This is a genomic window from Nocardia nova (genome assembly GCF_002933465.1).
GTDB classification, from domain to species: domain Bacteria; phylum Actinomycetota; class Actinomycetes; order Mycobacteriales; family Mycobacteriaceae; genus Nocardia; species Nocardia nova_B.
Genome location: NZ_PSZE01000038.1, coordinates 1 through 22,307 on the forward strand (window position 1 = coordinate 1; position 22,307 = coordinate 22,307).

The 22,307-nt window shown below is 65.4% G+C and carries 20 protein-coding genes, 1 tRNA gene and 1 riboswitch; of the genes, 15 read left to right on the top strand and 6 right to left on the bottom strand.

Annotated elements, in window-relative coordinates:
* The first annotated feature begins 85 nt into the window (after positions 1-85).
* The 5 genes from C5E41_RS29810 to C5E41_RS29830 all read left to right on the top strand — a co-directional run bounded on the left by C5E41_RS29810 (position 86) and on the right by C5E41_RS29830 (position 4,668).
* A complete protein-coding gene (locus tag C5E41_RS29810) occupies positions 86-1,792 on the top strand; it encodes a TPR repeat region-containing protein (RefSeq protein ID WP_439956556.1) in 1,707 nt (568 codons plus the stop codon).
* A 758-nt stretch (positions 1,793-2,550) separates the two neighbouring features.
* Positions 2,551-2,742: a DUF3558 domain-containing protein gene (locus C5E41_RS34610; protein ID WP_104379051.1), complete on the top strand. Its 192-nt coding sequence runs from the start codon at positions 2,551-2,553 to the stop codon at positions 2,740-2,742.
* 186 nt (positions 2,743-2,928) lie between these two features.
* On the top strand, positions 2,929-3,342 hold the full coding sequence (locus C5E41_RS29820) for a hypothetical protein (RefSeq protein WP_104379052.1): 414 nt from the start codon (positions 2,929-2,931) through the stop codon (positions 3,340-3,342).
* 269 nt (positions 3,343-3,611) lie between these two features.
* Positions 3,612-3,791, top strand: coding sequence for a hypothetical protein (locus tag C5E41_RS35515; RefSeq protein WP_258081352.1), 180 nt, complete (start codon positions 3,612-3,614; stop codon positions 3,789-3,791).
* 10 nt (positions 3,792-3,801) lie between these two features.
* On the top strand, positions 3,802-4,668 hold the full coding sequence (locus C5E41_RS29830) for an exodeoxyribonuclease III (RefSeq protein ID WP_104379053.1): 867 nt from the start codon (positions 3,802-3,804) through the stop codon (positions 4,666-4,668).
* Here C5E41_RS29830 and C5E41_RS29835 read toward each other — a convergent pair.
* Positions 4,649-5,287, bottom strand: a complete 639-nt coding sequence (locus C5E41_RS29835; protein WP_104379054.1) for a hypothetical protein — start codon at positions 5,285-5,287, stop codon at positions 4,649-4,651. The two genes, C5E41_RS29830 and C5E41_RS29835, sit on opposite strands and share 20 nt — an antisense overlap.
* 111 nt (positions 5,288-5,398) lie before the next feature.
* Positions 5,399-7,225 (bottom strand): acyl-CoA dehydrogenase, encoded by a 1,827-nt coding sequence (locus tag C5E41_RS29840; protein WP_104379055.1) that lies wholly within the window; start codon positions 7,223-7,225, stop codon positions 5,399-5,401.
* A gap of 302 nt (positions 7,226-7,527) precedes the next feature.
* On the opposite strand from C5E41_RS29840, the gene C5E41_RS29845 reads away from it, so the two are divergent.
* From C5E41_RS29845 to thiC, 5 genes are all read left to right on the top strand, one after another.
* Entirely contained in the window at positions 7,528-8,154 is a 627-nt protein-coding gene (locus tag C5E41_RS29845; RefSeq protein ID WP_104379056.1) for a TetR/AcrR family transcriptional regulator, read from the top strand.
* Positions 8,155-8,278: 124 nt separating this feature from the next.
* On the top strand, positions 8,279-9,487 hold the full coding sequence (locus C5E41_RS29850; protein WP_104379057.1) for a homogentisate 1,2-dioxygenase: 1,209 nt from the start codon (positions 8,279-8,281) through the stop codon (positions 9,485-9,487).
* Positions 9,445-10,665: a fumarylacetoacetase gene (fahA, locus tag C5E41_RS29855; protein ID WP_104379058.1), complete on the top strand. Its 1,221-nt coding sequence runs from the start codon at positions 9,445-9,447 to the stop codon at positions 10,663-10,665. The genes C5E41_RS29850 and fahA overlap by 43 nt, the downstream gene beginning before the upstream one ends.
* A 149-nt stretch (positions 10,666-10,814) precedes the next feature.
* Complete coding sequence (locus tag C5E41_RS29860; protein WP_104379059.1) at positions 10,815-12,608, top strand: AMP-dependent synthetase/ligase; 1,794 nt, start codon at positions 10,815-10,817, stop codon at positions 12,606-12,608.
* Positions 12,609-13,015: 407 nt separating this feature from the next.
* Positions 13,016-13,142, top strand: a riboswitch (TPP riboswitch).
* Entirely contained in the window at positions 13,141-14,772 is a 1,632-nt protein-coding gene (thiC, locus tag C5E41_RS29865) for a phosphomethylpyrimidine synthase ThiC (RefSeq protein ID WP_104379060.1), read from the top strand. (Overlaps the previous riboswitch by 2 nt.)
* A 196-nt stretch (positions 14,773-14,968) precedes the next feature.
* Here the strand turns inward: thiC and C5E41_RS29870 are convergent, their stop codons facing one another.
* Complete coding sequence (locus tag C5E41_RS29870) at positions 14,969-15,616, bottom strand: TetR/AcrR family transcriptional regulator (RefSeq protein WP_104379061.1); 648 nt, start codon at positions 15,614-15,616, stop codon at positions 14,969-14,971.
* Positions 15,617-15,702: 86 nt separating this feature from the next.
* Between C5E41_RS29870 and C5E41_RS29875 the strand changes: the two genes are divergently transcribed.
* On the top strand, positions 15,703-16,836 hold the full coding sequence (locus tag C5E41_RS29875) for an epoxide hydrolase family protein (protein WP_104379062.1): 1,134 nt from the start codon (positions 15,703-15,705) through the stop codon (positions 16,834-16,836).
* Positions 16,837-16,880: 44 nt separating this feature from the next.
* Here C5E41_RS29875 and C5E41_RS34225 read toward each other — a convergent pair whose 3' ends face one another.
* Positions 16,881-17,018, bottom strand: a complete 138-nt coding sequence (locus C5E41_RS34225; RefSeq protein ID WP_167669933.1) for a hypothetical protein — start codon at positions 17,016-17,018, stop codon at positions 16,881-16,883.
* 90 nt (positions 17,019-17,108) lie between these two features.
* On the opposite strand from C5E41_RS34225, the gene thiD reads away from it, so the two are divergent.
* From thiD to C5E41_RS29890, 3 genes are all read left to right on the top strand, one after another.
* Positions 17,109-17,954, top strand: a complete 846-nt coding sequence (gene thiD, locus C5E41_RS29880; RefSeq protein WP_104379063.1) for a bifunctional hydroxymethylpyrimidine kinase/phosphomethylpyrimidine kinase — start codon at positions 17,109-17,111, stop codon at positions 17,952-17,954.
* A gap of 60 nt (positions 17,955-18,014) precedes the next feature.
* On the top strand, positions 18,015-18,512 hold the full coding sequence (locus tag C5E41_RS29885) for a nitroreductase/quinone reductase family protein (protein ID WP_104379064.1): 498 nt from the start codon (positions 18,015-18,017) through the stop codon (positions 18,510-18,512).
* Positions 18,513-18,611: 99 nt separating this feature from the next.
* Positions 18,612-19,988 (top strand): bifunctional glycosyltransferase family 2/GtrA family protein, encoded by a 1,377-nt coding sequence (locus C5E41_RS29890; protein ID WP_258081354.1) that lies wholly within the window; start codon positions 18,612-18,614, stop codon positions 19,986-19,988.
* Between the two features lie 204 nt (positions 19,989-20,192).
* Here the strand turns inward: C5E41_RS29890 and C5E41_RS29895 are convergent.
* Positions 20,193-20,265: transfer RNA gene (locus C5E41_RS29895), tRNA-Glu, on the bottom strand.
* An 86-nt stretch (positions 20,266-20,351) separates the two neighbouring features.
* Positions 20,352-20,489 carry a hypothetical protein gene (locus C5E41_RS34230; protein ID WP_167355071.1) on the bottom strand — a complete coding sequence of 46 codons (138 nt, stop codon included), beginning with the start codon at positions 20,487-20,489 and terminating at the stop codon, positions 20,352-20,354.
* 538 nt (positions 20,490-21,027) lie between these two features.
* Between C5E41_RS34230 and C5E41_RS29910 the strand changes: the two genes are divergently transcribed.
* Positions 21,028-22,302: an ATP-binding protein gene (locus C5E41_RS29910; RefSeq protein ID WP_104379068.1), complete on the top strand. Its 1,275-nt coding sequence runs from the start codon at positions 21,028-21,030 to the stop codon at positions 22,300-22,302.
* Positions 22,303-22,307: the final 5 nt, after the last annotated feature.

Sequence of the window (22,307 nt, forward strand, 5' to 3'; positions counted from 1 at the left end):
AACACCGCCGACTCCGCAGCGAACCTATGCGAAACTTGCACCCGAAGTGTCCTTCTGAACCGGACCGATCATTGCCTAGACAACAGTGATCATCCCAGCTCGAAGGGCACTTTCTCATTCACGGCACACCGACAGGGCGCACGCCCGTCGGTGGATCGAGGCTGAGGACATCGCCGATCTGGGAGCCAAGCTCCCCAGTAACGGTCGAGACGCGGTTCAGGCCGCTGTCGCCAACGACCTACGCTTGATTTCGGATCCTCAGGTCCATTCGGTGGAACTCGACGGGCAACCAGGGGCCGATGCCGGAGCAATGAGCAAGCTCCCCGAATCGATCCGCCACGACCTCACCAGCAAGCCGGGCGATCTTGCTACCTTCAATGGCCTCAACGCTCTGGGCACGCTGATGTCCAAGGGCGACACCACGATCCAAGGCAGCGACATCAACCGCGCGATGGTCAAACAAGGCTCCGAACTCGTTGCGTTCACAGACGGGCACGCGGCTCTGAAGGACGGCCCCCTTCCCAAAGTTGCCGACAGTTTCCTGAATGACGCAGCCGGCGATCACGCCGCAGTCCACGACGCCATCCTCGCCAATCCGAACAGCTCCGATCCCGATGCCCGTGCGGCTGCCGATCGCATGAATGTGACGTGCGGTGGCGGCGGCAAGTACTACGGCAGCCAACACGTGATCGACGTACTCCAACACCACTGGTCGCCAGATCAACACGGTGCCGAGAACATGTTCAAATGGATCGGTCAGGACGCCTCCCTGCCCAAGGGAAGTTTCGCGAACAATGAAGCGGGGCAGACCGCGTTCGGACTCGCATCCATCCTCGGAGACTCGAACAACCAGTCGGTATTGAACAGCCCCGATAATCCGCTTGGCGCTAAGAACCCCGCCCTTACCCAGACTCTCGCTAATACAATGGCGCCATATCTGGGAAATTTCGTTGATGTGCATGACTATCCGGGCATGAGTCTGCTGAACAGTGCGCCCGTCGATTCCACGGGGCAGCTACTGAAATCGCCTTTCCGGGACTCCGCGGATCTGAGCAAGATGTTTGCCGTGCTCGATTCCGACCCCCAGGCCGCACGGACGATCAACAGTGCCGGCATGCAATGGCATGATGCTCTTGAATACGCTTCCGGCGTCAACACGGACCACGCCCCGTCATTGCAGGCCAACGCTGGCAACCTGCAACAGGCCATGAACGCCGGCCTGACGACGGACATCAATGCTCATGCTGCCGAACGCTCTTACCAAGCCGCTCAGCAATACGCCGATCGAGGAGTCTTTGCCGACGGGGTCACCAGCGTGGTGCAAACCGCCGCTTCGATCGGTGGTGGCCCTGTAGCTGGTCCCGTAGTCGGAGGTATCGCCGCCTCGGTGGACTCTTACATCAAGGCCGACGTTATTCCGAACCCGGCAGATCCCGCTCATCCGCTGGCTGACGACAAGGTGTCTACCGAGCTCGGATCCATCCGAGACTCAATCAATTCCGATCCGATCCGAGATGAGTACCTGCAGACGCAAGGATATGTGCAGCAGCACCCTGAAGCTGCTCGCTACTTCGATCAACCGGACGGTGGAAACCTCGTGGCGGACTGGCATAACGTCACAACCGACAACGGACTGAACGAATGGCGCGACGACTACAGCCGGTTCGAGCACGACACCAACCGCCAACTTCCTAATGATGCATTCCCGGCGCCGCCAGAGGACAGGAACGGGCCGATCACCGAGTCTGATGTTGCACCCCGTGGCAAGCAGAAACCACCGGGTGCGAAATGAGGCTTGTTGTCGGAATTCTCATCATTATCGCCCTGCTTGGATGCACCGGTTGCGGCTCGGCCGTTCACCACACCGCCCCTGCAATCACACCGAGCACAAGCGTGCCGGATCCGGTACACGAAATGTACCTTCGAGTGCAGGACTACGTTCGACAACACCCGGACTACAGACACTTCTTCGACCCACGGCCCGACGGATACTACCGCGGCCCCAATATGTTGCGGGACTGGTCTGAAGTCGCGGATGGAAGCGGCGCAACGCTCAATGAATGGCGCGATAACTACAGTAGTTTCGCCGCAGCCGTCAACAGGAAATCGGGTCGCGAGGAATTCCCGCCACGGACTGCCGACGGCCCCATCTTCGAAACAATGACACCTACGACTCCGAAGTAGACAATGTGGGTCACGCTACAATGTAGTGGGCATGCGTGGCGCGCGATCAAATCTCAGAATCGCCAAGGACATCGGCGTATTCGGGCGCGAATTTTCTTGATCATCGAACCTCGAGGCGGTGCCAAATATCCATGGCGGGTTAGTGTTTCGTCGTACGTGGCCGGCGTGCTCCGCCCCGCCCGTTCGGCAGGCTCCGTTGCTGGTCACGCCGACGGCTCGGTACGGTCGAGGCGAGCTGACGGGGGCAGGAGCCGGTCCGGCCCCGAGAAACCACTCGAGGCACCGGCACCGGCACCGGGAGGACGCTATGCGCAACTGGGGGACCATTTCGCGGGGGCCGCGCTGGTGGCTGTTACCGGGGCTGCGGTGCTGGTGGCGGGGTGCGGGTCGAGCGCTGATGGGAATGCGCAGCCGTCCGGTGGGGCGCCGGCGACCTCGATCGCCGCTGATGTTCCGCAGGGTTTCGATCCTTGTAACGACATTCCGAGCAGCGTGCTGGATTCGCTGGAGTTGGAAATGAAGATTCCCGCCGATAACGACGCCGACGGGACTGAGTAGTCCCCGATGACGAGACCACCCGGGAATAGAGTCAGGTGATTTCGTGCCGTGTTCAGTTGATCCCGCAGGCCACCGGGTGGTGGGTGTGGGTGCGGGTGCGGCCCGTGCGCGCTCTACCGCACCCATTTCGCGCTACCCGCCACGGTCGAACCCGAGACCGACCGCATCATCGTCACAGTCGGTGCGGTGGCCGCGATTACGACGCCCGGCGCGCTCGGCGCCCGCGTGAAAGAGACACTGCGGTCTCGCCACATTCCACCGGGGCCGGTCGTCCTGCACACCCGTAGCGGGCGTTGGACCTTCCTGTTGAAACCCGATCTGCCTTTCGATGACGTCGACCTGCACGCGGAGATGTATCGCGCGTCGGTGACCGTTGCCCCTCTCGGTGCGAGCGTCGCCCTTCCCGTGCCGAGTGATGCCCAGGACGGCTACCGCTCATGGTGTGAGCTGCCGGTCGACGGCTTCCGGCCGTCGGCCGCGTTACTGCTCGAGATCATCCGCGAATGCACGAAGGCCACATCCGGAGGATGCCGAGATCGTCGGATGCCTGCCGACACAGCCGACACAACGCGGCCCCCGGGGACAGACAATGAATGGTGAACCTCCGCGACGAGTTCCTGGTGAGCATCTTCGCGATGAGCACCGGGACGGCTCCGCGACGCCGTGCGAGTTGCCGCCGGTCGCTGTGGTCGAACGCCTTTCGGACGCGTTGGCCCTATGGGCAACGATGAGAATCGATGCCGTCGGCTATCTGCGCCGAGACGTTTCCGGTGTACGTCAACCATGGGACGAAGTCCAGATCCGTTCCCTGGCAAAGCGGCTCGGCTACAACCTGCGCAAGACCATCGTCTTCACGCACGGTGTGAAAGATGCCGGCGTGCGACTCCGCCGCATTGTGGAGCGCCCACTTCGACAACGCTGCCGTCCCGCCGACGCTGGTCCGGGTCGCGGACGTGATCACCGTTGAACCCGAGTACATCTACGCCCGATGGGCGAACGGTCAGCTGCCTGCCGAACTCGGCGGTGACGGTGAAAAAGGTGACGACTAATCTCGCTGTCATGCGGTTGGCCACCTGGAATGTGAATTCGATTCGATCTCGCGTGGATCGGGTTGTGTCGTGGCTGGATCGCGCCGATATCGATGTGCTGGCCATCCAGGAAACCAAATGCCGCGACGACCAGTTCCCGGCCGAGCGGTTCGAAGAGGCCGGCTACGAGGTCGTGCACACCGGCTTCAGTCAGTGGAACGGGGTGGCGATCGCCTCCCGGGTGGGCATCGACGACGTCGAGGTCACCTTCCCGGGCCAGCCCGGATTCGACAAGGACGCCGAGGCCTCGCTGCTCAGCGCGCCGGTGGTGGAGGCCCGCGCGATCGGCGCCGCCTGCGGTGGCGTCCGGGTGTGGAGTCTGTACGTACCCAACGGGCGCACGCTGACCGATCCGCACTACACCTACAAGCTGGAATGGCTTGCGGCCCTGCGTGATTCCGGCGTGGCCTGGTTGGGGGCCGACCCGTCGGCGCAGATCGCGCTGTGCGGCGACTGGAATATCGCACCCACCGACGACGACGTGTGGTCGCCGGAATTCTTCGCGCACAAGACGCACACCTCGGCGCCGGAGCGGGCCGCGTTCGACGCCGTCGTGGCGGCGGGATTCACCGATGTGATGCGCCCGTTCGCCCCCGGTCCGGGTGTCTACACCTACTGGGACTACACCCAGCTGCGCTTTCCGCGCAAGGAGGGGATGCGCATCGATTTCGTCCTCGCCTCACCCGAGCTGAGCGCCCGCGCCGTCGATGCCGGGGTCGATCGCGAGGAACGAAAAGGTAAGGGCGCCAGCGATCATGCCCCCGTGGTGGTCGAATTCTCCGACCCGCCGGCGCTCTCGGAGCAGCCGCGGCCGGAGGTCAGCTCTGCCGGGTCTTGATGGCGTCGTGGGAGATGTAGACGTCGTAGCTGCCGGGCATCGCGATCACCGCATTGCCGTAGGCCGAGCGGATGAACGGTTCGGTGTACCAGCTGTGATCGCGCATATCGGTGAAGAAGTCACCGTCGCCGCCGCCCAGCATGGTCTGATGCTGGCTCACCGCGGCACCGTCGAGCCGCTGACCGTAGAGCCGGGTCACCTTGTAGCCGGAATGGAAACCGAGCGCGTTGACCCACGGCTCCAATTCCACGATATCGGCCTGTAACACCCACAGATCGCCCTCGATCCGATAGGTCCGATGTGTCTCGTCGTGGCGGCCGTCGCCGTAGAGGGTGAGCTCGATATCGAGGGTATGGTCGCTGCCGGCAACGCTTTTCGCGACGACGTGCGCGGCCTTCACCTCACCGGTCAGCCCTAGGTAGGTCTGCAGCAGGGTCACCGCCCACAACAGGACGACCGCCGCCAGTAGCACCACCAGCCCGCTCCCGCCGCGCCCGATTTGCCTGCGCCAGCCCGCTTTCCGGGCGCGAACGACGGCCGTGACCAGCATCGCGATCGCGACGACGAAGAGCACCGCCAGCAATGCCTGGATCCAGCCGAAGGCCATCGGGAACACCATGCCGACAGTTGTACCCGCATTCGATTACCACACGCGGGCGAGTCGCATACGAATATGCCACGGCCGGCAGGGAATTCCCGGCCGGCCGTGCGCGTGGTGCGGGCCCTCAGCTCAGAAGGCGCCCTCCTCCAGCCGCATGATGGCGGTGTCGAGGTTCTCCACCACGGCCCGCACACCACTCAGCAGCGGCAGCTGGTTCTTGGCGAACCACGATGCGACACCGACCTTCCCGGCGTAGAACAGCCGGTCCTTCTCCGCCGGCTGTCCGGCCAGCGCGGCCTGTGCGACCTGCGCCTGTGCCAGGAGCCGCCAGCCGATGACGAGATCACCCACGGCGTGCAAGAAGCGCACGGAACCCAGTCCGACCTTGTAGATCTCCTCCGGCGTCTGTGCCGCGGCCACCAGATAGCCGGTGAGCGCGGTCGCCATCGCCTGCACATCCGCGAGCGCGGCGCCCAGCAGGGTCTTCTCCGCTTTCAAGGTGTCGGGCTCGCTCTCGACGAACTGCTGTACCAGTCCGGCGACATGGGCGAGCGCCACGCCCTTGTCGCGAACGATCTTGCGGAAGAAGAAGTCCTGCGCCTGGATCGCGGTCGTCCCCTCGTACAGCGAGTCGATCTTCACGTCGCGGATGTACTGCTCGATCGGGTAATCCTGCAGATATCCCGATCCACCGAAGGTCTGCAGCGACTCGGTGAGCGTGTCGTACGCCCGTTCCGAGCCCACCCCCTTGACGATCGGCAGCAGCAGGTCGTTGACCCGCGCCGCGGTATCGGGGTCCGCGCCGAAATTCGCCTGTGCCACATCGTCGTTCTGATACGACGCGCAATACAGATACAGCGCCCGCAGACCCTCGGCATAGGACTTCTGCAGCGCCAGGCTGCGCCGTACGTCCGGGTGGTGGGTGATGGTGACGCGCGGAGCGGTCTTGTCGGCCATCTGGGTCAGATCGGCGCCCTGTACGCGAGATTTCGCGTACTCCAGCGCGTTCAGATATCCGGTGGACAGGGTTCCCGCCGACAGCACGCCGACCATCATGCGAGCGCTCTCGATGACCTTGAACATCTGGGCGATGCCGTTGTGCACGTCGCCGACCAGATAACCGACCGCGGGCTTGTCGCCGCCGTAGGTCAGCTCACAGGTGGGCGAGGACTTGAGGCCCATCTTGTGTTCGAGATTGGTCACCAGCACGCCGTTGCGCTCGCTTAATTCCATTGTCTGCGAATCGAACAGATACTTCGGCACCATGAACAGCGACAGCCCCTTGGTACCCGGGCCGGCGCCCTCCGGCCGGGCCAGGGTGAGGTGGAAGATGTTGTCGGCGGTATCACCGACGTCACCACCGGAGATGAAGCGCTTCACCCCTTCGATGTGCCAGGTCCCGTCGGCCTGCTGGACGGCCTTGGTGCGACCCATGCCGACATCCGATCCGGCATCGGGTTCGGTGAGGACCATCGTTCCGCCCCAGCGGTTTTCCCAGGCGTGCTCGGCCCACCGCCGCTGTTCCTCGGTGCCCTCGCGGTACAGCACCTGATGCATGAGCGGGCCCATATTGAAGAAGCTGGCCGAATTGTTCGCTGCGATGATCATTTCCTGGATGGCCCAGATCAGCGGCGACGGGGCGTCTACCCCGCCCATCTCCGCGGGCATACCCAGCCCGGACCAGCCGGCCTCGTTGACCGCCGCGACCGTCTTGCGCAGCGGGTCCGGCACCGTGATCTCGTGCTCGGCCGCGTCGAACGAAACCGGATTGCGATCGGCGTCGACGAACGATTCGGCTACCGGCCCCTCCGCCAACCGCTGCACCTCGGTGAGCATTCCGCGTGCGGTTTCGGTATCCAGATCGCCGTACGCGCCGGACTCCAGCAGCGCACCGATCCCCAACACCTCGAACAAGTTGAACTCGATATCCCGAAGGTTCGCCTTGTAGTGTGGCACGCTCAGGGCCTCCTCGCCGTCGTGGGATGTTCTCCGTCGGAGGTTGCCGTACCGGCGTTCACTTACGCAACCGTAACCGGCCGAGACTAGAGAATTTGGGGTAACTTAGGCGGGCGGACCAGTCCATTCGTGATTCACTTTCCCCAATCGTGCGCCGCCGCGCGACAAATTTGCTCGAAATGTGCTCGCATTCGATATCTCGATCGGCATCCCCGATCGGCCGGGCCCGGCCCGCGCAGCTGCCTTCCGCCGGTGCGATGCGATCGGCATAACCGGCCTCTACCACTGCTATCTTGTTCGCCATGGCTTCGGAATCCGCGGTGCGACCGCGTCAACGGGCCCAGCATCTCGGCCCCGAACGCCGTCGCCCGCAGGTTCTGGATGCGGCGCTGCGCATCGCGGCGGACGAGGGGATCGCGGCCGTCACCATCGCCGCCGTGGCGGAACGCCTGACCGTGACCCGGCCGGTGATCTACGCCTGCTTCGCCGATCGCGTCGAACTCATCAACGCCCTCATCCAGCGCGAGGAGGGGCTACTGCTGGCCGGCATCATGGACGCCCTGCCGCCACGCCGGGTCGAGGCCGACGAAGAGGTCTTCGTCGAGGGCTTCCGCGCCCTGCTGGAGACGGTCTCCAAACGCCCCGACACCTGGAAACTCCTGCACGGCAATCCCGATCCGGCGGTGGCGAAATCGTTCGGACGCGGGCGCAGCTTGGCGGTCGAGCGCTGCACCACCCGGTTGCGGCCCACTCTGGAGGCGTGGGGAACCGTGGATGCGGAACGCAAACTGCCCGCACTGGTCGAGTTGTGGGTTTCGGCCGGTGAGGGGGCGGTGCGAACACTGGTGACCGAGGGCGACAAGTGGACCCCGCAGGATCTGGGCGCCTTCGTCGGCGCGGCGGTCTACCGGGCGCTGCGCTCGGCCTGAGAGCTGTCGCGAAACCGCCGCTCGACCGGCATTTCTGCCGATCAAAGTTCGCACTCTCCGGCAATTGTGCTAGCTAAAATGGACATCGGCGTCCATTCGACCAGCGACCCGGCGGGAGAGCGGTATGGCGTTCTATCGGCAACTGGGTTCCCTACCGCCGAAGCGGCACACCCAGCATCGCGACGAACGGGGGCAGCTGCTCTACGAGGAGCTGATGGGCGAGGAAGGCTTCTCCGGCGATTCGTCACTGCTGTATCACCGCGGCCTGCCGCCGGCGATCGTCGACTCCTCGGTCTGGCGGCCGCCGAATCCCCGGACCGTGCCGAACCATCCGCTGCGGCACCGGCACCTACGACTGCACGAACTGTTCCCCGAGTCCGTGCTCGCGCAGACCGACGTGGTGACGGGCCGCCGTCTGATCCTCGGCAACGACGACGTGCGCATCTCCTATGTGGCGGCGCTGCGCGAATCATCCTTGTACCGCAACGCGATCGGTGACGAGCTGGTCTACGTCGAATCCGGATCGGGCGTGGTGGACACCGTCTTCGGGCGGCTACCGGTGCACACGGGCGACCACGTGCTACTACCGCGCGCGACCACGCATCGCTGGCGGCCGGAGGGCCCGGAACCGCTGCGCGGCTACATCATCGAGGCGACCGGACACATCACCGCACCGAAGCGGTATCTGTCCGCATTCGGCCAGTTCCTGGAGAATTCGCCGTACTGCGAGCGGGATCTGCACGGTCCGGCCGAGCCGCTGCAGGAGTCCGGCACCGAGGTCGAGGTGCTGGTGAAACATCGGCCCGGTGCCGAAATACTCGGCACCCGAATGGTGTACGCCGATCATCCGTTCGACGTGGTGGGCTGGGACGGCTGCCTGTATCCGTACACCTTCGATATCGCCGATTTCGAGCCGATCACCGGCCGCGTTCATCAGCCGCCCCCGGTGCACCAGGCCTTCGCGGGGACGAACTTCGTGATCTGCGATTTCGTACCCCGCAAGGTCGACTACCACCCGCTGTCGATTCCGGTGCCCTACTACCACTCCAATGTCGACTCCGACGAGATTTTGTTCTACTGCGGCGGAAATTACGAGGCCCGCCGCGGTTCCGGTATCGGACCGGGCTCGGTCTCGGTGCATCCGGGCGGATATGCGCACGGCCCGCAGCCGGGCGCCTATGAGCGCAGTATCGGCGTGGAGTATTTCGACGAACTGGCGGTAATGGTCGACACCTTCCGCCCGCTGGGGCTCGGCGAGGGTGCCCTGGCCTGCGAGGATCTGGATTACGCGTGGACCTGGTCGGGCCGCGGGCCGAGTTCGGAGCGGGCGTGAACGCCACGGTCCGGCTGGGGGTGTCCGAGGATGCCCCTTTCGGGCCGGACAACCTGCCCTACGGGGTGTTCGCACCGCCCGGCGGCGATTTCCGAGTCGGGGTGCGGATCGGCTCGGATGTCGTGGATCTGGCCGTGTTGCTGGATGATTCGACTTTCGCGCGCCCCGATCTGAACGCATTCCTGGCCCAGGGGCCACAGCGTTGGCACACGGTGCGCGAACGGCTGCGGGAGGCGGTGCGTGCGCCACTGCCCGAGGCGGTGATTCATCCGGTCGCGTCGGTGCGGTCGAAGCTTCCGATCGCGATCGGCGACTATGTGGACTTCTACGCGAGTATCGATCACGCCACCAGACTCGGGCGGTTCCTGCGTCCGAACGGCGAACCGCTGCTGCCGAATTGGCGACACCTGCCGGTCGGGTATCACGGGCGCGCGGGCAGCGTGGTGGTCTCCGGGACTCCGGTGATCCGGCCCCGCGGCCAGCACCGGACCGGCTCGGGCGCAACGGAATTCGGGCCGTCCGCACGGCTGGACATCGAGGCGGAACTCGGCTTCGTCGTCGGCGTCGGTTCCGAGATGGGGACATCGATCGCGGTAGACGCGTTCCCCGATCATGTTTTCGGCGTGGCGCTGGTCAACGATTGGTCGGCCCGCGACATACAGGCCTGGGAGGGACAGCCGCTCGGCCCCTTCCTCGGCAAATCGTTCGCCACCTCGCTGGCGGCGTGGATCACTCCGCTCGCCGCGCTGGAATCCGCCCGGATCGCGCTGCCGGAACAAACGCCGGAACCGCTTCCCTATCTACGGGGACAACAGGATTGGGGATTCGACATCGATGTGCGCGTGCGCTGGAACGGCGTCCAGGTGAGTGCGCCGCCGTATCGCGCGATGTACTGGTCGGCGGCGCAGATGCTGGCCCATCTGACCGCCAACGGCGCCGGCACCCGGCCCGGCGACCTGTTCGCCTCCGGCACCATCTCGGGCCCCCACCGGGAACAGAGCGGATCGTTCATCGAACTCTCCGGCAACGGCGCCGAACCCGTCGACATCGGCGGCTCCGAGCGGACCTTCCTCGCCGACGGGGATACCGTCCTTCTCACCGCCACGGCCCCTGGCCCCGGCGGCTCGCCTATTGCGTTAGGCGAGGTCAGCAGCCGCATCCTGCCCGCCCGCCGCTGATCGGCGGAGTGCGACCGTCCTGGCGGACACCCCCCGATAATCGTGCAGCGCGACTACAATGTGAGAGGCGTCACAGCGCACGCAACGCGTCTTCCACGTCGTTCGGCGCGGTGAACACCATCGGCAGCGTGGCTTTATGAGGAGCAGCTATGCGCGAATACAGCCTGCCGGCCCTATACGAAGTTCCCCCCGGCGCCACCCTCGGCGACCTTGTTCACCGCAACGCCGAACGGTATCCCGACGTCGCGGTCATCGCTCGAAAACGCGACTCCAGGTGGGAGGATCTGACCTCGGTCGAATTCCTCGCCGAGGTGCGAGCGGCGGCCAAGGGCCTGATCGCCAGTGGTATCGAGCCGGGCGACCGGGTGGCTATCATGTCCCGCACCCGGTACGAGTGGACACTGCTCGATTTCGCCATCTGGTGCGCCGCGGCCGTTTCCGTTCCGGTGTACGAGACGTCCTCGGCCGAACAGGTCCAATGGATACTCTCCGATTCCGGAGCCGTCGCGGTGATCACGGAAACCGCCGCGCACACGGCCGTCGTGGGCAAGGTGCAAGAACAGGTGCCCGATCTCGCGCACATCTGGGAGATCGAGGCGGACGCGGTCGCCACCCTCGCGCGAACCGGCGCCGATATCACCGACGCCGCGCTGGACGAACGGCGGTCAGCGATCGCAGCGGACTCTCTCGCGACCATTGTCTACACCTCCGGCACCACCGGCCGGCCCAAAGGATGCCGGATCACCCACGGCAACTTCCTCGGCGAACTGAGCAATGCGACCGCACGCCTGCCGCAGTTGTTCCGCACGGGTGAGTCGTCGGTCCTGCTGTTTCTGCCGCTGGCCCACGTGTTCGGGCGGATCGTCGAGGTGGCCGCCGCGCTCGTACCGATCAAGATCGGTCATGTCGGCGACGTCAAGAACGTCACCGACGAGCTGGGAACCTTCCGGCCGACGCTGATCCTCGGCGTACCGAGGGTATTCGAAAAAGTCTTCAACGCGGCACGCACGCAGGCGCAGTTGACGCACCGGGGCCGGATCTTCGACATCGCCGCCGCTACGGCGATCGCCTACAGCCGCGCCTTGGATCACGACCACGTCCCGCTGGGCCTGCGCTTACGCCATCGGCTGTTCGACCGTTTGGTGTACCGCAAGCTGCGAGCCGCGCTCGGTGGCCGGGCCACGCACGCCCTCTCCGGTGGTGCGCCACTCGGCGAACGGCTGGGGCACTTCTTCCGCGGCGTCGGCTTCACGGTGCTGGAGGGTTACGGGCTGACCGAAACCTCCGGAATCGCCACCTTCAACCCGGACGACCGGCCGAAGATCGGAACCGTCGGCCAGTCGGTACCGGGCACCACGGTTCGCATCGATGAGGACGGCGAGATCCTGCTCCGGGGCCCCCAGATGTTCCCCGGCTATTGGAACAACCCCGTGGCCACGGCGCACACCTTCCGCGACGACTGGTTCGCCACCGGCGACATCGGCTCACTCGACGACGAGGGCTACCTCGCCATCACCGGCCGCAAGAAAGAACTCATCGTGACCGCCGGCGGCAAGAACGTCGCCCCAGCGGTGATCGAAGACCGCATTCGAGCCCACGCCATCATCGGCGAAGTCGTGGTCGTCGGCGACGCCAAACCGTACGTCACCTGTCTGGTGACCGTCGACAGCGAGCACTTCCCGATCTGGAAGCAGCTGCACAGCAAACCCCCCGAGGCCACCCTCGCCGACCTCGATTCCGACCCGGAGCTGCTGGGCGCGATCCAGGACGCCGTCGACGACGGCAACGCGGCCGTATCCCGAGCCGAGGCGGTCCGGAAGTTCAGGCTGCTGCGCACCGAATTCAGTGAAGCCAACGGCTATCTCACGCCGTCGCTGAAACTGAAGCGCAATGTGGTGTTGCGCGACTTCGCCGACGAAATCGACGCCCTGTATTCGACGTGATCGGCTCGCCCGAGGTGGCTACGAAGCGCGTTGCGGATCACGGCTGCCGGTGGGTGCCGATATCCATAATCCTGCAGCCGCGGCCATCACAGATGCACGGACTTTCAACTCGGCTCCCCCCGCCGGGCGCCGAACGGCGCCATCTCGAACAACCACCGCCCCCTTGGTGATTCGTGTCGAAAGTAGACGAAGCTCCGAGGTCTGTCCACGGATTTCGGCGCACCCACCGTCGTCGGCTCGGATAATCGCGGCCGTGGTGACACTGCGGCCATCGCAATGAATCCAGCAAGTCGAGTCGTCGTCCGACGACCGCATGGCAGGGTTCGCCGGGCCGGCAGTTCGAGCACGCCGCCGCTGCGGTCCCAGTGACGCGTCCCACCGAGACGGGGTACCCTCGGCCGGGTATCACACGTGCCAACGGGGGCTCGCACCAGCGGGCTGAGAGGACGGCTAGCCCATTCGGGCGGATCAGGGCCGTCGACCGTACGAACCTGACCGGGTAATGCCGGCGTAGGGAGGATTGAGAGTTCATATGTCGTCGAACCATGTCACCACCGGCCCCATCGCGGGCAGCGCAAAGCACTACGAGCAGATCGACGCCGACGGGACGACGTTGCGTATCCCGGTCCGCCGGATCAACCTGACCAACGGCGAACACTTCGACGTCTACGACACCTCCGGCCCGTACACCGATGATTCGGCGACGATCGACCTGGAGGCCGGACTTCCGAAGCTGCGCGACAGCTGGACCGAACCGGACGTGCCGGGCCCGCGCACTCAGCTGGCCTGGGCCCGAGCCGGGGCGATCACCGCCGAGATGCGGTATATCGCTGCGCGCGAAGGTGTTTCGCCGGAATTGGTTCGCGACGAGGTGGCCGCCGGCCGGGCCGTGATCCCCGCTAACCACAACCATCCCGAGTGCGAGCCGATGATCATCGGCAAAAAGTTCGCGGTGAAGATCAACGCCAACATCGGCAACTCCGCGGTCACCTCCTCGATCGCCGAAGAGGTCGAGAAGATGGTGTGGGCCACCCGCTGGGGCGCCGACACCATCATGGACCTGTCCACCGGTAAGAACATTCACGAGACCCGCGAGTGGATCCTGCGGAATTCGCCGGTACCGGTCGGCACCGTGCCGATCTATCAGGCGCTGGAGAAGGTGAACGGCGATCCGACCCAGCTGACCTGGGAAATCTATCGCGACACCGTGATCGAGCAGGCCGAGCAGGGCGTGGACTACATGACCGTACATGCCGGGGTGCTGCTGCGGTACGTACCGCTGACCGCCAAGCGCGTCACCGGCATCGTCTCGCGCGGCGGTTCGATCATGGCGGCGTGGTGTCTGGCCCACCACCAGGAATCGTTCCTGTACACGAACTTCGCGGAGCTGTGCGAGATCCTCGCGAAATACGACATCACCTTCTCACTCGGCGACGGATTGCGGCCCGGTTCCATCGCGGATGCCAACGACGAGGCACAGTTCGCCGAACTGCGCACCCTCGGCGAGCTGACCAAGATCGCGAAATCCCATGGCGTACAGGTGATGATCGAGGGCCCGGGCCACGTCCCGATGCACAAGATCGTGGAGAACGTGCGGCTGGAGGAGGAGCTGTGCGAGGAGGCTCCGTTCTACACCCTGGGCCCGCTCGCCACCGATATCGCACCGGCCTACGACCACATCACCTCGGCGATCGGCGCGGCGATCATCGCCCAGGCCGGCACCGCGATGCTCTGCTACGTCACCCCGAAGGAACATCTGGGGCTGCCCAATCGCGACGACGTGAAAACCGGCGTGATCACCTACAAGATCGCCGCGCATTCCGCCGATCTCGCCAAGGGGCATCCGCGGGCACAGGAACGTGACGACGCATTGTCCAAGGCGCGCTTCGAATTCCGCTGGCACGACCAGTTCGCACTGTCGCTGGACCCCGACACCGCGCGGGAGTACCACGACGAAACGCTGCCCGCCGAACCGGCCAAGACCGCTCACTTCTGCTCGATGTGCGGCCCGAAGTTCTGCTCGATGCGGATCTCCGCCGATGTGCGCGAGTACGCCGAGAAGCAGGGACTCACCGACGTGGAGGCGATCGAGGCCGGTATGGCCGAGAAGTCGGCCGAATTCGCCGAGGCTGGTGGAAAGGTCTACCTGCCGGTCGTGTCCTGACAGCGAAAGCTGTTGTGCCGTAACGGTTCGGCCGTTGCGCTGCGTGCGCCGACGCTCGCCCGCCGCCAGGGCGGGCGTCGGCGCCGCAGATGTGCCGCACGCCCGCAGCTCATCGCTCGATGTTCGCGAGCGTCCGGATTCCGGTGAGGATCACGGGTACGCCGGCATCGAACTCCGCAGGCGGCCGGCGCAACCGCTACGTGCGCGGCTGCCAGCGCGCGGCGAAATCCTCGGGTTGCGGTGCGGGGCCGGGGAGCTCGCCCGGGGTGCGCAGACCGTCGAGCAGCAGGGCGAGCATGCGATGACGCAGTTGCGTGGTCCGAGTGGGATCGGGGAGGACGATCGCCGCACACGCCTCCAGCACCAGGCTGAGGTCGGCGACCGTCACCCCGTCACGTACGGCGCCGGATAGCTCTGCCCGGCGCAGTATTTCCTCGTTCAGCTCCACCGAGCGCCGCACCTGAGGCGCGAAGGATTCGTCCGGTGTGAACGTCCCGGCCAGTCGCACGGTCAGCGAATGCACATCGGCGTCGACCACCCGGCGCAGGAATTCGGCGAGCACGTCGGCGTCCGCCGCCGACTCCAGCGCGGCCTCGGCCTCGGCGTTGTAGCGGCACAAACCCTGGTAGCAGAGAGTGCGCAGCAGCGCCTCCTTACTCGGATAGCGGCGATACAGCGCGCTGATCCCCACCCCGGCCCGTTCGGCGACGGCCGAGATCGGCGCGGTCGCATCCGCGAGGAAGACCGCGCGGGCGGCGTCGAGGATGATCCCGTCGTTGCGCGCGGCCTGCGCCTTGCGGCCGGGAAGCGCCTGGTGAGCTGAGGCGTCGGCTGATTTCGGCATGGTTTCAGCGTAGCACTTGAAACGGAATGATCCGTTCTGATACGATTGAATCAGAACAAAACATTCCGTTCCATAGGGAGGCGATCATGACCATCCGCCCGTTCCACATCGATATCCCGCAGGACCGCCTCGACGACCTCGCCGATCGGCTGCGCCGGGCGCTGTGGCCGAACGAGCTGTCCGGCGTCGGTGACGCCTACGGTGTGCCGGGCGATCGGGTGCGCGCGCTGGCCGAGTACTGGCTGAACGAATTCGACTGGCGGGCAACGGAAGCGCGGCTCAATGCGCATCCGCAGTTCCGTACGGAAATCGACGGCGAGAACATCCACTTCCTGCACGTCCGCTCATCGCGGCCGGACGCCCTGCCGGTGATCCTCACCCACGGCTGGCCCGGTTCGGTCCTGGAGTACCTGGACGTGATCGAGGCCCTCACCGAGCCGGAATCCCCCGACCATCCGGCCTTCCACGTGGTCGTGCCGTCGCTGCCGGGTTTCGGCTTCTCCGGCCCGACCCGCAGCGCCGGCTGGGATACCCAGCGCACCGCCCGCGCCTGGGTGGAACTGATGGATCGGCTCGGCTACCAGCGCTTCGGCGCGATCGGCAACGACGGCGGGTCGATGATCTCCCCCGAGATCGGCCGGCTGGCCGGTGATCGCGTGGCGGGGGTCCACGTGACGCAGTTGTTCTCCTTCCCCTCCGGGGATCCGGCGGAATTCGAGGGATTGTCCGAAGAGGACCTCGGCGCGCTGGCGCACCTGCAGTGGTTCCAGGACAACAAGATGGGGTTCAACATCCTGTGCAGCCAGCAACCGCAGACGCTGGCCTACGCGCTCAGCGACTCTCCGCTGGGGCTTTTGGGCTGGAACGCACAGCTTTTCGGCGAAAGCCTCGATCCGGAATTCGTGATCGGCAACATCGCGCTGTACTGGCTCACCGGCACCGCGTCCTCCTCGATCCGGTTCTACTACGAGAACGCCCACGCCACCGAGCGGCCGAGCGAGCCGACCACCACCCCGACCGCACTGGCCATGTTCGCCGGAGATTTCCGGTCGATCCGCCGCTTCGCCGAGCGCGATCACAAGAACATCGTCAGCTGGAATTCCTATGACGCGGGTTCGGTGACCGGTGGGCCGAACGACGCGGCCGGCCACTACGCCGCGCACGAGGCACCCGCGGTCCTGGTCGGCGACATCCGGCGGTTCTTCGCCCTGGTGCGGTGAGTTCGGTCTGCTGAGCAGTCGCACCCGACTGCTCAGCGCCGGCCCTACCGGTGCTTCTTCCCTTCGAAGGTGGTCTCGACACCCGACTGGGTGACGCCCTTGGCCTTCTTCTCCGCTCGCTTCTCCTTGAGCGACTTTCCGGACTTCTTGGACATTGTGCTGCGCGGAGATTTGTCGGACATAAGGTCCTTTGTTTGCAGGAACTGAGTGATCCTGATACCTCGACCGTACGCGCTGCGCGTCCGATCGGGCGGCGTCGTAGGGTCTGATTCGTGAAATTGCTGCCGTTGCCGGAACCGGGCGCGACCCCGGTCCGGGTGCTGACCATCGCCGGAACCGACTCCGGAGGTGGGGCGGGAATCCAGGCCGATTCGCGGACCATGGCATTGCTGGGTGTCCACGCCTGCGTGGCCGTGGCCGCGGTGACGGTGCAGAACTCGGTGGGCGTCAGCGGCTTTCACGAGATTCCGCCGCAGACCGTCGCCGATCAGGTGCGGGTGGTCACCGGTGATATCGGCGTCGCGGCGGCCAAGACGGGCATGCTGGCCTCGACCGCCATCATCGAGGCGGTGGCGCAGGTCTGCGACGAGGTCGGTATCGGAGGTGACGGCACGGTGCCGCTGGTGGTCGACCCGGTCGCGGCCTCCATGCACGGGGACCCACTGCTGCACGCGGAAGCTGTGGACGCACTGCGCTCGGTCCTCATTCCGCACGCCACGCTGGTGACCCCGAATCTGGACGAGGTCCGGCTGCTCACCGGCATCGTCGTCACCGACGACCGCACCGCCCGCAAGGCCGCCGAGGCACTGATCGCACTCGGCCCGCGCTGGGCCGTTGTCAAGGGCGGGCACCTGCGCTCCTCCGAATTCAGTACCGATCTGCTGTTCGACGGCGACCGATTCCGCGAGCTCACCGCGCTCCGCATCACGACCGGTAACGATCACGGCGGCGGCGACACCCTGGCCGCCGCCTCCGCCTGCGCGCTGGCACACGGCTACCAGGTGCCCGAGGCGGTGGCCTTCGCCAAGGAGTGGACCACGCGCTGTCTGAAGGATGCCTACGACCTCGGCGCCGGCCACGGTCCAGTGTCACCGCTGTGGCGGCTGCGCGAGAACTGATCCGATCCAACCGATTTCACACTTCCGAGATATGTCGTACCCCTCCGGCAAACTGCCCACATGAACGAATCCGACTCGGTTCCCCAGCGCGACATCAGCTCCTACGACGATCCGGACGCACCATGGAATCAGGCCTTCAGCGAGGGCGATATCAAGACCTGGAACGCTCCTGTCATCGAGGAGTTCCGGGCGAACTGCGGTAAGGTCGGAGGCTCCTACGAAGGCGCCACCCTGCTGCTGCTCACTACGACGGGCGCCGGCAGCGGCAAGCCGCATACCGTGCCGCTGGGCGTGCTGTATCGCGACGACACCCCGTACCTGAGTTCGTTCATCGAGAACAAGTACCCGGCGTGGTACCACAACATCACAGCGAACCCGCAGGTCACCGTCGAATTGGGCGGCAAGACCTACCACGGTGTCGGCCGGGCCCTCACGGGCGCCGAATACGACGAGTTCGCCGGCTGGGTGCTGGCGAACAATGCCCTGCTGGCCGATTTCCAGTCCCGGACCGAGCGGCCGGTTCCCCTGGTCGTGCTGGAGCTCGGCGCCCCGGTGTAGTGCGGAGGAAGGCGCCGCGGCGCTCCCAGGTATCTCCCAGCCAGGGCGCAGCACTGCCCAAGGCTGGTGGCCGACATTGGGACGATGACCGAGACAGCGATGGCGTTCCAGGCGGCCACCACCCCCGACTCGACGCGCACACCGGTGCTCGAGGTCGTGATCCCGGTGTACAACGAGGAGCGCGATCTCGCCGGATGTGTCCGCCGGCTGCACGCCTTCCTGCGTGACGGATTTCCGTTCTCGACCCGGATCACGGTGGCGGACAACGCATCCATTGACTCCACGCTCGCCGTGGCGCACGCACTCGCCGAGGAGTTGCCCGAGGTCGAGGTCGTCCACCTCGACCGCAAGGGCCGCGGGCGCGCGCTGCGTGCGGTGTGGGAGGCCTCGAAGGCACAGGTCGTCGCGTATATGGACGTCGACCTGTCCACCGACCTCAACGCACTGCTGCCGCTGGTGGCCCCGCTGGTCTCCGGACATTCCGATCTGGCGATCGGCACCCGGCTGGCGAAATCCTCACGCGTGGTGCGCGGTCCCAAACGTGAGATCATCTCCCGCTGCTACAACCTGATTCTGCGGGCCTCGCTGCAGGCCCGGTTCTCCGACGCCCAGTGCGGATTCAAGGCGATGCGCACCGATGTGGCGCGCCGGATCCTGCCGCTGGTCGAGGACGGAGAGTGGTTCTTCGACACCGAACTGCTGGTGATCGCCGAACGCGCCGGGCTGCGCATCCACGAGGTACCGGTGGACTGGATCGACGATCCGGACAGCCGCGTGGACATCATCGACACCGCCCGCAAGGACCTGCTCGGCGTGTGGCGGGTGGGCCGCGGCCTGGCCACCGGCGCGCTGCCGATCAACGAGTTGCGCGCCGCCATCGGGCGGGAACCGCTGGTGGACGGGGTGCCGCTGGGCATGGTCGGGCAGCTGGTGCGCTTCGGCATCATCGGTGCGCTCTCCACCCTGGCCTACATGCTCCTGTACGTGATGTTGCAGGCCGTGGTGGGCGCCCAGCCCGCGAACTTCGCCGCCCTGCTGATTACCGCGGTCGCCAACACCGCGGCGAACCGCGCGTTCACGTTCGGGGTGCGCGGCTCGGGCAACGCGGTCTCCCACCACTTCCAGGGCCTGCTGATCTTCGCCTTCGCCTGGGTACTGACCAGCGGTTCGCTGTTCGCCCTGCACCGGTGGGCGCCGGAGGCGTCCGTGCACGTGGAACTGCTGGTGCTGGTGATTGCGAATCTGGTGGCGACGCTGACCCGATTCGTGGGACTGCGCTGGGTTTTCCGCAACGCGGTCGCCGGCAGCGTCGTCGAGGACATCATCGTTGCGGACATCGCCGTCGAGGACATCGCCGTCGAGGACATCGCCGTCGAGGACATCGCCGTCGAGGACATCGCGACGGCGCCGGACCGGCACTGGTCGGTGCCGCGGGACGGCTCGGATACCAGCTCGCCACCCAACTGCCGGTCATGACGATCGGCGGATTCGACGGCAGCGCGGATCGCCGCCTGGGTGCGGCAACACTTCACCGCGCGGAACGTGGACGGGTGACGATCTACGACCTGACCGCGCCGCGATGAGCGGGCCGACCCGCAAACGACAACTGCCCGCGGAAACGACAACCGCCCGCGGAAACGACAATGCCCGCCCCCGATGAGGGCGGGCATGGCGTTGTTGTAGCCCCGACGGGATTTGAACCCGCGCTACCGCCTTGAGAGGGCGGCGTCCTAGGCCGCTAGACGACGGGGCCGAGAACTTCGCTCCGGGAACCGGAGCCCGGTCAGCTTATCGGTCCCGGGCGGCGGCACCAAATCCGGTGTTCACATACCGTCGGTCTCAGAACGGCTTGCCCTGGATGAGTCCGAAGATTCCGGCGATGAAGAACAACGGGATAAACAGCGCGGTCGCCACCGGGTCGCCGTTGAGATATCCCTGCCGAATACCTTCCAGAGCTGCCGCAGAACCCGAATCCATGATCGATTCCCCTCGCTCGATGATCTGGTGAATCCGTACGGCTACGGTAGCGCAGCGCACCGCCGTTCCCACCAGCGGGCATGGTGTCAGTGCGGTTTTCGACCGACGCCCCACTGCAACACAGTCACCACGCGACCCAGCGACACATTACGCGCAGGCCGCCGCCAACTCATCGTCAACCGTCGGCCCGGACGGCCACAGCACCCTCCAGTAGCCCATCTGACAACGCGGTGCGCAAGGTCTCCATCGCCGCGACAACTTGGCGGAGGCTGTCGATGTCCCTGTCCATCGGCTTGAGTAGATCCACGATCCTCCGCTGTTCATCGATTGGCGGCACGACTATCTCGAGCCGTCCCAGTGCGTCGACGCTTATGGACTGTTTCAACCCGCCCTGAACCAGTGCCGAAACCCGACAGCGATGACGAACACCCCACCAGACTCTCCGACAATGTCGGAGACGTTCCGACCAATCTTGGAATAACTTCTTGTCCAATGTGCTAATTTCTGCTTGACGGATCAGAGGTTAAGAGGGGTGGACATGACCGCAACCGGGCGCGACCTGCTCACAAGGAACCTTCAAGCGGTGCTCGGAGAGCTCCTCCACGAAGAGCCCGTCGTGATTGTGACCGGAGCTAGAACGGTCGGGAAGAGCACCCTCCTTGCCGCATGTGCCGCGCACCATGGCGTCACCGTCTTGGATCTCGACGACTTGGAAACCCGGCGCGCCGTCATGGCTGACCCGGCCCTGTTCGTATCGGAGGATCGGCCGACACCGGTCTGCATCGACGAGTTCCAGCACGTCCCACCCCTGCTCGACGCGATCAAGTCAGAACTCAATCGCAACCTGCGGCCAGGACGGTACATGCTGACCGGGTCAACGCGGTACGGCTCGCTGCCCACCGCCAGTCAGTCCTTGACCGGCCGCGCGCATGTCGTGACCATGTGGCCGCTTTCGCAAGGCGAATTGGCCGGACGCGCCGAGAACACCTTGGATGCGCTCGTTTGCGATCCCTCCGCCCTCGTAGTCGGAACACCCTCCATATCCACTCGCGCCGACTACGAACAGGCGGTACTCGGCGGTGGGTTCCCACTTGCCCTGGCGCGTGAACCGGGACGGTCTCGCAACCGCTGGTTCCGCGACTTCGTCAATCTCGTTGTCGAGCGAGACGTGATGGAAATCCGCAAGGTTCGACAACGCCAGTTCCTGCCACAGGTGTTGCGCCGACTTGCTGGTCAGACCGGACAGGTCGTCAACATCGCGAATCTCGCCGATGCTGTCGGACTGGATGCCGCGACTGTCAAAAGCTACCTCGGATTACTGGAGGCGGTGTTCCTGATCCACCGACTCGAGCCGTTCACTCGATCGCCAACGCACCGGGCGATCCGCAGCGCAAAGGTTCACGCCGTGGACACCGGACTTGCGGCATATCTGATCGGCTTGAGCCAACACCAACTCGCGGAACGGATTCCGGCGCAACTGACCCAATTCGGCCACCTCGTCGAAACTTTCACCGTGAACGAGCTGATGAAACAAGCCGGCTGGGCTCAGCAGGAGGTCACTTTCTCTCACTTTCGCACAAAAGATCAGCAGGAAGTCGATCTGGTGATAGAGACAGAAACAGGTTCGGTGAGCGCCGTCGAAGTCAAGGCGTCGGGAACGGTGACGAACAGCGACTTCGCGGGCCTGCGCCTTCTCCGTGACAAACTCGGCTCAGCCTTCGTCGGAGGGGTGGTCGTCAACCTCGGCCAACGGTCCTACACCTACGACGATCGCCTGCATGTCCTGCCGCTGGATCGACTGTGGACGTCGTGACGGGG